Genomic DNA, 14,092 nt, shown 5'->3' with positions numbered 1-14,092 from the left:
ACTAGTTTACTCATTAACATCCATATCTTTAAACGATTAGACTCTTGCTGAATTCCTTTTAGCTCGTACCAAGCCTTATTTTTATCACCTAGTAAATATAATAATTGTATTTTAAGTAATTTAGCATCTATGCTTAAAGGATACTTTTCTAAAAAGAAATCAATATTACTCAAAGCTTTTTTATATTTAGCATAAAAAAAATAAAATTCCGCTTTATAATAAAATACTGTTTTAATATTTATTTTTGACAAATAATTACATAACTTTAAAAAAGTAAAATGTCTATTTTTTTTCTGCATTAAGCATATTAAGATCATATGCAATAAGATCATATGCAAAGATTTTTTTTTACTTTCACGAAAACTTTTAAGAAAAATGCCTTTTAAATTCATATTTTAATTCTCTCAATAATTTCTGTTGTTGAAATACTAGGAGTTCTTTCAAAATAAACTACATCGCAAATATCAGCAAAACAATCAAATTTTCCTTTCCAATCATCTCCCATAACTAAAATATTTGCTTGATATTTTAAAAGATAATCTCTTTTTAATTCTAATGATTCTTCTAAAAATACATAAGATACACATTTTAATGAAGATACTATATTTAATCTCTCTTTTTCACTATAAATAGGATAACGGTGTTTTTTAGAAAAATTTAAAAAATCTGACGATACACCAACAATTAATTTTTCACCTAAAGATGCGGCTCTTTGCAAAATTCTTAAATGACCATAATGAAATAGATCAAAGGTGCCAAAAGTTATTACATTTTTCATTACACTCTCCCTATAGCATAAAGCTGAATAATTCCTACAACCTTTTCTTCTTTGCCAACTATAATTTCTTTAATTTTATATTTTAGCATAATCTCTTCTGCCTCACTTGCCATAGCATCTGCATCTACTAGTTTAGGATTTGTACTCATAATTTCTCTAGCTTTAAAATCAAATCTTGGCTTATCATTAGCTTTTAAAGCACGACGCAAATCTCCATCAGTAATAATACCAACAAGTTTTTCATTTTCTAATACTATACAAAGACCTAATTTTCCAGAAGTCATTACATTAACAAGATCATTAAATTCAGTTTCAGGATGAACTATAGGAAGATTATCTGAAATCATAAGATCCTTAACTTTTGTTAAAAGCTTACGCCCCAGACTTCCACCTGGATGAAAAAGAGCAAAATCATCTGGTTTAAAATTTCTAGCTTTCATTAAAGCTGCTGCTAAAGCATCTCCCATAACTAAAGTTGCAGTTGTTGAAGACATAGGGGCAAGATTTAATGGGCAAGCTTCTTTAGTAATAGAAATATTTAAACAAATATCTCCTTGTTTAGCTAAAGTTGATTTTAAATTCCCACTCATTACTATAAGAGGAATTTTTCTTCTTTTTATCACAGGAATAATTTTTAAAAGCTCTTCAGTTTCTCCAGAATTTGAGATAGCAATCAAAATATCATCACAAGTAAGCATTCCTAAATCACCATGTAAAGCTTCTCCAGGATGGATAAAAAAACTAGGTGTTCCAGTACTTGCAAAAGTTGCAGCTATTTTTGCTCCTATATGACCTGATTTACCCATTCCACTAACAACACAACGACCTTTAGTATTTAACATAAGCTCAATTGCTTTAGTGAAATTATCGTCTAAATTTTTAGATAAATGATTGATAGATTCTGCTTCTATTCTAAAAACTTCTTTAGCAATTTCAATACTATTTAACATTTTTTATCCTATATTTTTAATACAACATTAGTTGCAATAGCAATTTGATAAAGAATTTGAGTAAGCATGCTAAAGATTTGTAAATTTTCACTTTCTATTTTAGGTAATACCAAAACAGAATCTCCTGCTTCAATTTTCATTCCACTATGATATTTTTCAGCCTTACCATTAATTCTTATAACTAAAACTTTAGAAGTATCTGCTCTATCGCTAAATCCACCTGCTTGATTGATATAAAATTTTAAATCTTCTTTTTTGGTATAAACAAATGCTCCTGGTAAAGATACTTCTCCTTGAACTATAATAAGATTATTTTTACTTGGAACATTTACAATATCTCCATCTTCTAAAGTGATAGTATCATAAGCTTTTACATCATCAACGACAATTTGTCCTCTAGGCTCTACTTGTTTTGCTCTTTGTATAAATTCTAAAATAGTTCTTGATTGTTGCGCACGTATGGCTGCGCCTTGCGGAGTTACTGAAGTGCTAGTTAAAGCTAAAGTTTCAAGTTCTTTAAGTTGGGCTTTAATAAGTTCTTTTTGTGTTCTAGCAACACTTTTTCTAAATATTTGCAAAGAATTCATATCTGATTGATTATTTGCTTTTATTAGTCTTGAAATATCTTTTAGTGTGGTTCCTCTTCTTACAACTAAAGTACCTAAACCATCATGCTCACCTCTTATAGATATACTAATATTTTGTGAAACATATTCTGGTTGAAATTCAACTTCATCCCCTGTTCTTAAAAGAACCTTTGAAAATTGCATTTTATTATAAGAATACACATCGAGTTTATGATCTTCTGCATAAGTTTTTACAATAGCATTAGTCACTATAGGTTTAGCTCCAGCAATTTTAGCTAAATCACTTAAGGTTTTAATATCATCTCCAAGTTCAAAACGAAAAGGTTTTTGAACATCTCCACTTACAAAAGCATATTTTTGAACATTTCCAACTAAAATAACATCACCACTTCTAAAAGGGAAAAGCTCCATTTTACCCTTTAATAAAAAATCATATAAATCTACATTTTTAATTACTTCATTATTTCTTAAAATTTGTATATTCCTAAAACTTCCATATTCTAAATTTATACCTTGTGCTTTATCTAAATACTGAATAATAGAATCAGAACTTAAACCTTGATAAAGACCTGGAGCATTAACACTTCCTGTAACAAAAACAGAAACATTTTGATAAGCATTCATATCTGCATATACAAAAACATTACTTTTATAAATATGATTTACTTTAGATTTAATTACAGAAACTAAAGCACTATTTTTTACCCCTAATAAATTAATTGCTCCTACTTTTGGAATAAAAATATTACCTTGAGAATCTACTATCAAAATTTGAGCAAATTCGACAGCACCCCAAATTTTTAAACTTATTTGATCTCCAACTGCAATTTTATAATCAGGATTATAAACTCTTTGGGTAAAATTCTTAAAATTTCCATTAAAAAGCTGTGCTCCAAATACAAGAGGAAGCATTTTGCGTTCTAAGATACTTGAGTTATTTTCTATATTTTGAGAATATGCTAAAGATGCATTTTGTTCAAAAATTGGAGTATTGTTTTCACTTGCAACAATTTGGGATATATCTACCGCTGCAAAAGAAAAAATAAACGAAATAAGTAATATAAGTATTTTTTTCATCTTAATATTTATGCTCCTCTATAATCATTTTAATAAATTTAATTATTCCATATGCCAAGGATAAAACTATAAATGCTGTAACAATATCATAAATTCTTTCTGGATATTTAGCACTTTGAGGTTCGCTTGGATTTTGTATTACAACTAATTGTTTTATTTTTCTTAAAGCTTCTATCCTAGCACTCTCATAAGCTTTTAAGGCTGCTTTATAAGCCTCTTCTGCAAAACCTACTTCTATGGTTAAATCTTGAAATTTCGCTGCTAAGTCATTTAATTTTTTACTCGAAGTATTAGATGAAATTTTAGCTTGTTCCTTATTAAGTTGTTTTTTGATTGCTGCAATTTCAGCTTTTAAAGTAACAATTTCTGGAGCACTATCATTCATATAACTTTGCAAAGTTAAAAGCTTAGCTTCTTTTTGCGCTAAATTTGCTTCAATTTGTGCAATTAAACTTGCTTTGCTTTCAGCTTGTTTTAAAGGATCAAAAACTCCATATTGATTTTGAAAAGAAATCAAATCATTTTGAGCCTTTTGAAGCCTTTCTTTAAATTTGATTACTTCATTTTCTGCAAATATCATTTGTTCTCTTGCAGCTCTATGAGAAACTTCATTAACAAATTTTTCACTCTCTTCCATAATTTTTTTTGCAATCAAATAAGAAGATTGTGGAGTAAAACCTTCTACTTCAATATTTAAAAGACCTGTTTTATCATCTGTATAAATTTTTACACGTTTTTGATAATATCTTAAAAAAGCTTCATTGGAAGTTGATTTCCATAATTTATAAAACAAATCTATATTTTGATCTGCATAAAGTTCTTTTATTTTAATCTTTTGCTCTAATAAATTAAGCATATCAGAAGAATAAATATAACCTTTTAGATATTTAATATCTTCATTTGATACAGAAGCACTAGAAAGTAAAGATAAAATTCCACTTGTTTGAATACTTCCACTACTTGTTGATCTTACATCAAAACTCATAGTTGTTACATAACGATTAGCTGCTATTAAGATATAATAAATTATAACAAAAACCATTAAAAACCAAACGATTTTAAAAGAATCAAATATACTTAAATCTTTAATTTTTTCAAACAAATTTTTCTTTTCTTTCATTAAATCTTCCCTTGATAAACAGCTATACCCTCATCAATATCATCATAAACTGTAATTTTTCCATTTTCCATAAAAATAATTTTATCACACCATTCTTTAATTTCAGCAATATTATGAGAAACCATAATAACTTTAGATTGGCTTAATTTTTCTCTATAAAGTTTTATACTTTTTTCTCTAAATTTAGGATCTCCAACTGCCCCAGCTTCATCAATTAAATAATAATCAAAGTCAAATGCCATACTAAGGCCAAAAGCAATTCTAGCTTGCATGCCAGAAGAATAAGTTCTCATAGGTTCATTAAAGAATTTTCCAAGTTCTGCAAATTCTTCTACAAATTTAATTTTTTCTTTAAGTTTTTCACCCTTATAACCATAAACTCTTGCTACAAATTTGACATTATCTCTAGCAGTTAAAGAACTTTGAAAAGCACCATTTAAACCTAAAGGCCAAGATAATTTTTTATTGGTTATTATTTTTCCACTATCTGGAAGTTCAGAACCACTTAAAAGTCTCATAAGAGTAGATTTACCAGCACCGTTATAACCCATTAAACCAATACTACAATTTTCAGGAAATTCAAAAGTAAAATCTCTAAAAATATAATGTCTTTGACCATTAAACAGAGGATAAGATTTGGTTAAATTTATGAGTTTTATCATTGTCTTTTAACTGCTACTAAAGCTTGCCTATTGTAATAATAAAAAAATAGACCTATAAAAAGTACGATAGCTATGCAAAAAACAGGATATGCATAATTACAATCTTCATATAAAGGATAATTATCAAAAAAATTATATCTTAAAAGTTCCATAATATGAAGCAAAGGATTATAATAAAATATTTCAAGTAAAGGTTTAGGCATAAGCCAAGTAGGAAGAATAATACCCGAAGTCCAATAAAAAACGATACTAAAATAAGCAAGTAAAGTTCTTAAAGGTTCAAAAAAATGATGAATAATTGCGAAACAAATTCCTAATGCAAAGCCTGAACACATCAATAAAAAAATACAAAATATAATATCTAATAAATGTCTCGGTAAAACATTTAAATGAAAAAACCAACCAGCAAAAAATAATACAACAATAAAAATTACAAAATAAATACAAAATTCAAGCAAAGTTCTAGCAATAAATACATGGATTGGTTTTACAGGCTTATAAGCAAATAAAGCTAAATTTGCCCCCACGCCATTCATAAGTTGATTAGCTATACTTCTAAACATAAAAAATGGCATAATACCAGAAATTAAAAACATAAAAATAGAAATTCCTTCTGGCATTACTTGATGATGGTATTCTCTAATAATAGTTCCAATTATTGTAACAATCAAAATAACAGACATAGGCTCACCTACAACCCAAATATATCCCAAATGTCTATTTGCACCAAATCTTGTTTTTAACTCTCTAAAAAAAAGAGCATAAATAACATTCAACATTTATTTCTTCTCTTTTGTAAATTTTAAAAATTATAATATATTTTTTGTTAATCAATTTCTTTGGAATTCAATTTTTTGATTTAACATTAAAGTATTATCTGTAAATTTAGCCCATAAAATACATAAAGCATAAATTTTTATATCTTTTTGAAATTTTACAAAAGGAAATTTGTGATAATAAAGCTTTTCTTGCTCCTTGGTAGCATCCATAAATTTAGCTTTTATTTGAATCCCTTTTAATAAAGCAATTTTTTTACCTTGATAAACATTGACTGCTATACAAGGATTAATAATAGAAAGTTTTACATGCTTAGTATTTTTATCAGAAGCAATAATAAAAGAAAAATGTAAAATATCAAAAATATAAAAAGCATTAGCAATATAAACCTCATTGCGATCTTGCATTGCAAAACTTAAAATTTCATTATTTTGTAAAAAATTTATAATTCTTTTATCCATAAGAAATTATACTACAATAAATTTAAAAAAATCCGATCTAATATTAATAGACCATTAATAAAGGAGTTCAAATGGAACTTAGTGCAAGTCAAAGTCAAAATTTCTCTATGGATTATACGACAAAAAGTGGTAAACATCTTGCTTTTTCTATGTATGATAATCAAAGTTTAAATTATAACAATAACGAAGAAGGTAAAAGTTTAAATTTAAAGCATCAATATGGTTTTAGTTTTAGTTTTGAAGGATCAAAACTCACTCAAAATGATTTAAATGAAATTAAAGATGCTATGAAAGAAGTTGAACCAATGATACAAGATTTTTTAAGTAAGAGTAAAGTAGGAGAACTAAATCCTAAAGAACTCATTACTAGCGCAATGCAAATGGCAAATGTCTTACCAACTCCAAATGATGAAAATCACCAAAATGCTATTATGAATAATTTTACCAATAAATTGCAAAATTTACTCACCAAAAACCAAACTTCGAATATAGATACCAACACTTCTATGCTTGAAGATAGTAAAAAATTATTAGATGAAGTTTTAGAACAAATGAAAAAGCAACTTGAAAAACAACAAGAAATAGCTAAAGAAAATGAAAATAATGCAGAAAATAATCTTAATATTTATGCTTAAAATTACTCTTGCCTTAAGGTAAGAGTTTTATAGTTTAAAATATTAAATATTTTTTAATCCTATATCTAAAATTTGCAAAAATTTCTAAATTTAATTAACGATAAATTAAATATTATAAATTTTCTTTAAATTCTTTCGCTCCTCTTTTTTATATTTATATTCTTTCGCAATTTTTTTAAGCTCTTTTATAAAAATAAAATATCCACCTTTATACCAAGTTTTTTGAGCCTTGATTAAAACATAACCTATTTTATAATAAAGATGATCTTTTACAAATTTTAAAGCTTTTTCATAATCTTTATAAGAAGATAAAGACTTATCGTGTTTAAATTTATCTTTTTTAAATTGTAAATAAATCATTAATAAATCTAAAGGATTTTTAAGTAAAGTTTTCAAAGTAAAAGAATTTTTTACCATAGTTTCACCCAATTTATAACTTAAATGATTTTTCATTAAAAACTCAGCACCTAATTTTTTTTCAAAATTAAAAGGAGTTTGAAATTTATCTTTAATTTCTTTAAAATAAAATTCAAAAAGTTCGTTGCATCCTAAATTTAAAGCAATTGAACTTGCAATGTAATCAATATTTTCAAAACCTTTTTTGGCATACTTAAAAAAATAATCAAATATAAAATCACAATAATATCTTGTATTGCCACAAAATAAAGTCTCTAAAAATGCATTTTTTCTTTGTGTAAGTAAATTTTCAATATACTCATTTGCTTCTTTAATTTGCTTTTCTTTAAATAGAATTTCTATCCATAAAAGATGAAAGGTGTCGTTATTTGGATTATAAAAATGGGCTTTTTTAAGCCAAGATTTTATCTCTTCTAAAGGTTTTTTTAAAATTCTAGCAAGTCTAAAACCATGAAAACAAACAAAAGATTTATGAAAGGGATGGACATTGATTTGTTCTAAATATTTTTGAATAATTTTATATTGCTCTTCATTGCTAAAATACTCATAAATTCCAATATCTTCTTTATATTTACCAGTTAAAACAGCTAAATTTGCATAACCTGATGTTTTAGTATAATAAATCTTATCAGACCAAGACATTAAAGCATTTTCATATAAAGCCTTATAAACATGATCTTTCTTATTATATAAATCTATAGAAAAAAATAATTTATTTTTTTGTATTTCATTAAGATTTAATAAATTTGGAAGTTCATTTTTAAAACACTCCAATAAAGATAAATCATCACTCAAAACTATAATGGCGTTATTGTTTTTTAATTCTTTATTAATGATTTCTATAGCAAGTGTAAAGTTAAGAGCTCTTGCAAAAATATTAGGTCTTATAATTTGTTTTTGAAATTTATTTAAAAAAATAGCATCTCCTGCTCTTATATGCAAAGAACAAAGCTGCTTATTATCAATATTTTTCTTTAAATTAATAATTTTTTCTTCAGCTTCTTTTAAAATTTCTTTTATTTTAGGAGTAAAATCGAGCTCTTGCCAGATTTTAATTAAACTTGCTTTATATTCTTTAGTATCTAAATCATCAAAAATTGTATCTAAACGCTTTTGTGTCATATGAATGGGAAAATTTAAAACTTTTGCATCTTTTAAAAAATTTATACTTTTTCTTTTGAGTTTGCCAAATTCATCCATACGAGTTTCAAAAATACCATTATAAGAATATTTTTGTATAAATTCTTTAGAAAAAATTTCATCCACACTAGGAACAATAACTGGCGCTAGTTTATTTTTAGCTACTTCAGTTTCACTGGCATTTAAAGGATACCACACAAAACCAAAATTAAAATTAAAATATTTAGAAAGATAAATTGCATTTAAAATAGCTCTTAATCTTTCTCCTAATCCATCATCCCTTGAAGCTAAAATTAACTCTTTTTGCATTATTTACTTTCAAAAATTTAAAATATATTTTTTAGTATAATTATATAAAAATTTAAGAAAGAAAACTATGCAAACAATAGAAATACTAAAAAATATGTTAGAACTTCAGCAAAAATTAAATGATGAGACAAATGGTATTGGATGGGAAAACGGTTATACAAAAGAAGGCAAGCTTATAAGCTGGAGGCGTTGTATTTATATGGAATGCGCAGAACTTATAGATTCTTTTGCTTGGAAACATTGGAAAAATATTAGCTCATCAACTGACTGGGATAATGTTCGCATTGAGTTAGTAGATATTTGGCATTTTATTCTTAGTCTTTTGCTTGAAAAATATAAAAACGATAAAAATTATAATAGCATTGCTATAGAAATTAGCTCTATAAGTATTTTTCAAGACTTTTCTAAAGAAAAGATGAAACCTAATGAAAGTGATACTTATAATATTTTAAATGACATTGAATTGCTGATTCATGAGTGCAGTGGTTTTAATCTACGTTTATATACTCTTTTATCAAATTATTTTGCTTTAGCCATTAAGTGTGGTTTAAATTTAGAAAGTCTTTATAAAACTTATATAGGCAAAAACATTTTAAATATCTTTAGACAAGAACACGGCTATAAAGAAGGAAATTATAAAAAAAATTGGAATGGTAAAGAAGATAATGAAATTTTAAATGAAATTTTAGAGAATAATTTTGATTATAAAGAAATCTACCAAAGTCTTGAACAATACTATAAAAAAGTCAAATAATGCTCATTTTTAAACTTGCCTTAAAAGATTTTTTAAGTATTAAATTTTTAAAATACGCTTTTATTCCGCTTCTTTTTAGTTTTTTATTTGTAAGTATTTTAGTTATTTTTGGATTTTCATTCTTATTTAATTATTTTAATACCTTATTTAGCATAGATGAAAATTCTTTTTGGGCATGGCTTTATGCTTTTCATTTTATGCAGATTATTATAGCAATTATAAGTATTTTATTTTCTAGTCTTGTTATTATTTTTGCTTCTGTTTTTTTGGCACTTTTTATCACATCTTTTTTAACGCCTTTTATTGTTAAAGAAATCAACTCGAAACATTATCACTATGAAATAAAAAATGAAATTCCTTTTATAAAAATCATTTTTGAATTTTTAAAAATATTTCTAAAATTTATAGCATTTTTTGTGCTATGTACTCTTTTTTTATTTTTACCTTTTATAAATCTTTTTATTTATTATCTTGTATTTTATTATCTCTTTCATAAGCTTTTAATGCTAGATGTTATAAGCTCTGTTTTGGACAGGGAAAATTTTAATCTTTTTCAAAATAAATTCTCTCCTTTAGAGTTTAAATTCAGCACACTTTGTTTTTATTTGCTTTCAACTTTACCGCTTCTGGGTATATTTTTACAAGTTTTCTTTATAATTTTTCTTACTCATCTAAGCTATCAAAGAATTTTAAACTTGCAAAATAAAATCTGAAGGGCTTATATGATGATTATATAAATAAGCTCTTAAAAGTCTTGGAATTTTTAAAATTCTACATTCTTCTTTAAATTTTTTAGGCAATTTTTCACAAACCTCATATTTAAATACAATAGCTTTTTCATTTTTATAAACTATAGCTATTTTTCCACTTAAAACACAATCATTCTTTAAAGCTTCTTTTCTTTGAGCCGCACTTAAAACAATACCTTGAATTTTTACAGTCTTTGCAATATAGCCTTCATCTTTTGGACAAATTAAAAGATCTTTAAATTCTTTAATTTTTTTTATATCAAAAAGTTTTTCTTTATCTTTTTGAAGATATCGAAAACTTTTTTCTAAGCCTTTTTCAAATTCTTTTGCAAAATTATTTGAAAAATGCTTTCTAATATAATTTCTAAAATATTTTTCATTTTCATTACTCTCATCATTAAAATATTTTATATTTTCTTTATTTAAAAAATTTAAAATTTTATTCTTAGAAATAAAAAGCAAAGGACGTATAAGATTATAATTTTTACATTTTTCAAATTCACTCATCCCTAAAAGCTCTACCACTCCTGCCCCACGCGAAAGTTGCATTAAAAACCATTCTAATTGATCATTTAAATGATGAGCTAAAATAAGATTATTGTAATGATATTTAAAACAAATTTTTTCAAAGAAATCATAACGAAAAGCTCTTGCATTTTTTTCAAAATTATTTTTAAAACAAGGGGCTGAAATGGTAAAAATTTGTTTATTAAATTTAAAAGCAAGTTTTTTAGCTTCATCTTCTTCTAAATCGCTATTTTTTCTTGTTTTATAATTGATCATAGCAAGATCAAATTCAATTTTTTCTTGTATTAAAAAATAAAAAAGTGCCGTAGAATCACTTCCATAAGAAAAAGCTAATAAATTTTTACCTTTCCTTAAAAATTCTAAAATTTCTTTTTTAATTTGCATATTTTCTTAAGGCTTTTGCAATAAGTTTTTTATCAACACTTTGTAAAATTTCACACTCATAAATTTGTCCCATTTCTAAATTTCCACATTCACTTTCATTGATAAGAATTTCTCCATCAATTTCTCTATCCCATATTAAATCTTTTCCAGCAATAAAAAATTCACCTTCGCTACTTTCTCCTGTACAAACTACTAAACGTCTCTTGCCTACTTCTTTTTTAAAACTCTCATTTATCACTTTATCTACAATTTTTTCTATTTTTTTAAGTCTTGAATTTATAGTTTTAAAAGAAATTTGTTTCATATTAAAAGCTGCAGTATCTTCTTCTTTAGAATAAGCAAAAACACTTATTCTATCAAAACCAAAATCTTTTACAAATTCACAAAGTTCATTAAAATCTTCATCGCTTTCACCAGGATGTCCCACAATAAAACCTGTCCTTAAAAAGCTATCTTTAGCATTTCTCATTAAATTTAATATTTCTTTAAGTTTTTCAGAATTCATTCCTCTTTTCATAATTTTAAGCATATTATCGCTAATATGTTGTAATGGCATATCAAAATAATTCACAAAAATCTTAGAGTCAATAATGCGTTGTATTAAAGTTTTGCTAACACTTGTAGGATAAAGATATAAAATTCTAGCTGCTTTCACACCTTCTATCTTTTCTATCTCATCAATCAATTGAATAAGTCCATCTTTTTGCCCTTTATCATATAAATATGAGCTTGTATCCTGAGCAATAAAAGAAAAATCTTTATAACCATTTTTTACTAGATCTTTAACTTCATTTACTATGCTTGAAATTTCACGTGATTTTAACTTGCCCTTAAAAGTTGGGATAGCACAAAAAGAGCAATTTTGATTGCATCCTTCAGCAATTTTTATAAAAGTATGAAAATTTGAGCCTGTTATAATTCTTTTTGTGTTTTCATTTTGTAAATAAGTTGAACTTGAAAATAAATTTGTTTTTTTAAGTATCATTTCATCAATTCTTTCATAGTCTGATACCCCAGTAAAAAGATCAACTTCTGGAAGTTCTTTCATAAGCTCTTGACGGTAACGTTGCATCAAGCAACCTGTAACTACTAAGAGTGAATTTTCTTTTCTTTGTTCGTGTAAATTTAAAATAGCTTCTATACTTTCTTTTTTAGCGCTTTCAATAAAACCACAAGTATTGACAATTATTACATCTGCTTTATTTGGCTCATCACAAATTTCATACTCGCTTAAACGACCTAGCATAATTTCACTATCAACTAAATTTTTATTACAACCTAGAGATAAAAGATAAAGTTTTGGCATTTTTCTCACTTTTATTTATTTTTTTTTTTTTTGATAAAATCAATTTTTAAAATTGTATCAAAAGATTGATAAGGAAATTTTTATGATTAACAAAAATATTGTTTTGCTTGGCGAAAGCCATTTTGCATTCAAAAATGGAATAACTCAAGGAATTTTAGATACTGGATGTAATTGTTTTAACTTATCTTTAGGAGGAACTCCAAGTTTGCAAAATCTATATGAATTAGTCAGAAATAAAAAACTTTTGAAAAATGCAGATTTAATTATTACAGGATCAAATACACACGATATTGCACAATATAATTCTCTTGATTTATTTCCAAAAAGTTATCAAGTAATTAATTGGCTTTATAAAGAATTATATTTTTTAAAGAAAAAAATAATTTGTTTTATTGCTCCAACACCTCAAAAATGGCTGAATGAAAACTGTGTAAAATACATAAATACGCTTCATAAAAAATTAGCAGCTAGATATGGGTTCAATATAATTGATATGAATGAAAAACATTTAAAATCTTTGTATAAGTTAATACAAAGAGATGAAGCTCATGATTTTGATTTTATTTATGAGAGAGCTTGGAAGAAATATAGCAAACAATATTGAAAATTTTTCTTTTCCAAAAAAAATAAACATTATAAACGATAATCCAATATTTTATTTTTATCCGATTGAAAAAGCAATAAATTTAAATTTAGCTAATTTTAAACTTAAAAAAAGTTGGTTGTGCAATGAAAAAGTTTATTGCTTAGGTGATAGTGAAAAAATTAACTTTAACAAAGATGCTTTTGATTTTAATTTATTAGGAGTACATTGTTGGAATGACTCAGGTATTTGTAAAATTCAAATAAAAAATTCAAATGATTTAAAGTTTAATCGAAGTTTAGAATATAATTTTTCATACTTTTTTGATATTTATGATAGGCAATTTAAAATTCAGTATGATACTGAAATTTCTAACAAGAAAATAAATAAATTTAATCTCATCTCTTTTTTCTTAGCTTCTTCTGAAGGCAACTACCATACCGAAAAGATAAATTTTGAAGCCTTATCTAATGAAAAAATAATAATAGATAAAGAATATGATTTTAATCATTTAATCCCACCTATAGAATTCTACAAAGAAATTATTGATGAATATTGCACTATAATGGATCCAATTAAACTAGCTCCTTTACAAAATCAAATCAAAGAAAAAGATAACACTATCTCTACTTTAAATCAAGAAAAAATAATTTTACAAAACGAGCTTAATTCTTTACCTATTAAAAAACAAAACTTAGAATTAGCCAATCTAGAACAAGATTTAATCTTTAAAAAATTACAAAATAAGAAGTTGGCTAAACAAATGGGTATAAAATTAAATACTATAATACCTAAACTAACTATGATAAATCCAAATTCAGCTAAAGCAAGAATTCATAATCATTTATCTTATAAATTAGGGCAAGCTTTAATAG

General features: G+C 25.3%; 15 protein-coding genes and 1 pseudogene. 5 read left to right on the top strand and 11 right to left on the bottom strand.

What is annotated here, in order from left to right:
- From JG677_RS08820 to JG677_RS04640, 8 genes and pseudogenes are all read right to left on the bottom strand, one after another.
- A pseudogene (locus tag JG677_RS08820) lies at positions 1-299 on the bottom strand (hypothetical protein); the annotation flags it as partial.
- An 89-nt stretch (positions 300-388) separates the two neighbouring features.
- Positions 389-778, bottom strand: a complete 390-nt coding sequence (locus JG677_RS04670; RefSeq protein WP_200285434.1) for an adenylyltransferase/cytidyltransferase family protein — start codon at positions 776-778, stop codon at positions 389-391.
- On the bottom strand, positions 778-1,728 hold the full coding sequence (locus JG677_RS04665) for a KpsF/GutQ family sugar-phosphate isomerase (RefSeq protein ID WP_200285432.1): 951 nt from the start codon (positions 1,726-1,728) through the stop codon (positions 778-780). The genes JG677_RS04670 and JG677_RS04665 overlap by 1 nt, the downstream gene beginning before the upstream one ends.
- Before the next feature lie 8 nt (positions 1,729-1,736).
- Positions 1,737-3,392, bottom strand: coding sequence for a polysaccharide biosynthesis/export family protein (locus tag JG677_RS04660; protein WP_200285430.1), 1,656 nt, complete (start codon positions 3,390-3,392; stop codon positions 1,737-1,739).
- 1 nt (position 3,393) lies between these two features.
- Positions 3,394-4,512, bottom strand: a complete 1,119-nt coding sequence (locus tag JG677_RS04655) for a capsule biosynthesis protein (protein WP_200285428.1) — start codon at positions 4,510-4,512, stop codon at positions 3,394-3,396.
- Positions 4,512-5,174: an ABC transporter ATP-binding protein gene (locus JG677_RS04650; protein ID WP_200285426.1), complete on the bottom strand. Its 663-nt coding sequence runs from the start codon at positions 5,172-5,174 to the stop codon at positions 4,512-4,514. Before JG677_RS04650 ends, JG677_RS04655 begins: the two co-directional genes overlap by 1 nt.
- Positions 5,171-5,953, bottom strand: a complete 783-nt coding sequence (gene kpsM / locus JG677_RS04645) for a capsule polysaccharide transporter KpsM (protein WP_200285424.1) — start codon at positions 5,951-5,953, stop codon at positions 5,171-5,173. Before kpsM ends, JG677_RS04650 begins: the two co-directional genes overlap by 4 nt.
- A gap of 51 nt (positions 5,954-6,004) precedes the next feature.
- Complete coding sequence (locus JG677_RS04640; RefSeq protein ID WP_200285422.1) at positions 6,005-6,412, bottom strand: hypothetical protein; 408 nt, start codon at positions 6,410-6,412, stop codon at positions 6,005-6,007.
- 71 nt (positions 6,413-6,483) lie between these two features.
- Between JG677_RS04640 and ciaI the strand changes: the two genes are divergently transcribed.
- Positions 6,484-7,047, top strand: coding sequence for an intracellular survival protein CiaI (ciaI, locus tag JG677_RS04635; RefSeq protein WP_200285420.1), 564 nt, complete (start codon positions 6,484-6,486; stop codon positions 7,045-7,047).
- A gap of 105 nt (positions 7,048-7,152) precedes the next feature.
- On the opposite strand, the gene JG677_RS04630 is transcribed toward ciaI, so the two are convergent.
- Positions 7,153-8,913 carry a hypothetical protein gene (locus JG677_RS04630; RefSeq protein ID WP_200285417.1) on the bottom strand — a complete coding sequence of 587 codons (1,761 nt, stop codon included), beginning with the start codon at positions 8,911-8,913 and terminating at the stop codon, positions 7,153-7,155.
- Positions 8,914-8,980: 67 nt separating this feature from the next.
- On the opposite strand from JG677_RS04630, the gene dut reads away from it, so the two are divergent.
- Positions 8,981-9,667: a dUTPase gene (gene dut, locus JG677_RS04625; RefSeq protein ID WP_200285415.1), complete on the top strand. Its 687-nt coding sequence runs from the start codon at positions 8,981-8,983 to the stop codon at positions 9,665-9,667.
- Entirely contained in the window at positions 9,667-10,380 is a 714-nt protein-coding gene (locus tag JG677_RS04620; RefSeq protein WP_200285413.1) for an EI24 domain-containing protein, read from the top strand. The genes dut and JG677_RS04620 overlap by 1 nt, the downstream gene beginning before the upstream one ends.
- Here the strand turns inward: JG677_RS04620 and tilS are convergent.
- Positions 10,357-11,328: a tRNA lysidine(34) synthetase TilS gene (gene tilS, locus JG677_RS04615; protein ID WP_200217782.1), complete on the bottom strand. Its 972-nt coding sequence runs from the start codon at positions 11,326-11,328 to the stop codon at positions 10,357-10,359. The genes JG677_RS04620 and tilS overlap by 24 nt on opposite strands.
- Positions 11,318-12,634 (bottom strand): 30S ribosomal protein S12 methylthiotransferase RimO, encoded by a 1,317-nt coding sequence (rimO, locus tag JG677_RS04610; RefSeq protein ID WP_200285411.1) that lies wholly within the window; start codon positions 12,632-12,634, stop codon positions 11,318-11,320. Before rimO ends, tilS begins: the two co-directional genes overlap by 11 nt.
- 82 nt (positions 12,635-12,716) lie before the next feature.
- Here rimO and JG677_RS04605 point away from each other — a divergent pair, with 82 nt between their 5' ends.
- Both JG677_RS04605 and JG677_RS08815 read left to right on the top strand, forming a co-directional pair.
- The gene (locus JG677_RS04605; protein ID WP_200285409.1) at positions 12,717-13,238 is read left to right on the top strand and encodes an SGNH/GDSL hydrolase family protein; all 522 of its coding nucleotides are present in this window, start codon (positions 12,717-12,719) and stop codon (positions 13,236-13,238) included.
- Positions 13,201-14,092: hypothetical protein (locus tag JG677_RS08815; RefSeq protein ID WP_234284640.1), on the top strand; the 892-nt coding region annotated here is incomplete at its 3' end. The genes JG677_RS04605 and JG677_RS08815, both read left to right, overlap by 38 nt.

Source organism: Campylobacter sp. TTU-622, from assembly GCF_016598965.1.
Lineage (GTDB): Bacteria > Campylobacterota > Campylobacteria > Campylobacterales > Campylobacteraceae > Campylobacter_D.
This window is presented reverse-complemented; position numbering and strand designations above follow the sequence as displayed.

Coding starts and splice junctions, on each gene's coding strand:
- ciaI (WP_200285420.1), top strand. CDS start 6,484: ATGGAACTTAGTGCAAGTCAAAGTCAAAATTTCTCTATGGATTATACG.
- JG677_RS04660 (WP_200285430.1), bottom strand. CDS start 3,392: ATGAAAAAAATACTTATATTACTTATTTCGTTTATTTTTTCTTTTGCA.
- JG677_RS04665 (WP_200285432.1), bottom strand. CDS start 1,728: ATGTTAAATAGTATTGAAATTGCTAAAGAAGTTTTTAGAATAGAAGCA.
- JG677_RS04630 (WP_200285417.1), bottom strand. CDS start 8,913: ATGCAAAAAGAGTTAATTTTAGCTTCAAGGGATGATGGATTAGGAGAA.
- JG677_RS04655 (WP_200285428.1), bottom strand. CDS start 4,512: ATGAAAGAAAAGAAAAATTTGTTTGAAAAAATTAAAGATTTAAGTATA.
- JG677_RS04620 (WP_200285413.1), top strand. CDS start 9,667: ATGCTCATTTTTAAACTTGCCTTAAAAGATTTTTTAAGTATTAAATTT.
- JG677_RS04640 (WP_200285422.1), bottom strand. CDS start 6,412: ATGGATAAAAGAATTATAAATTTTTTACAAAATAATGAAATTTTAAGT.
- rimO (WP_200285411.1), bottom strand. CDS start 12,634: ATGCCAAAACTTTATCTTTTATCTCTAGGTTGTAATAAAAATTTAGTT.
- dut (WP_200285415.1), top strand. CDS start 8,981: ATGCAAACAATAGAAATACTAAAAAATATGTTAGAACTTCAGCAAAAA.
- tilS (WP_200217782.1), bottom strand. CDS start 11,328: ATGCAAATTAAAAAAGAAATTTTAGAATTTTTAAGGAAAGGTAAAAAT.
- JG677_RS04650 (WP_200285426.1), bottom strand. CDS start 5,174: ATGATAAAACTCATAAATTTAACCAAATCTTATCCTCTGTTTAATGGT.
- JG677_RS04670 (WP_200285434.1), bottom strand. CDS start 778: ATGAAAAATGTAATAACTTTTGGCACCTTTGATCTATTTCATTATGGT.
- kpsM (WP_200285424.1), bottom strand. CDS start 5,953: ATGTTGAATGTTATTTATGCTCTTTTTTTTAGAGAGTTAAAAACAAGA.
- JG677_RS04605 (WP_200285409.1), top strand. CDS start 12,717: ATGATTAACAAAAATATTGTTTTGCTTGGCGAAAGCCATTTTGCATTC.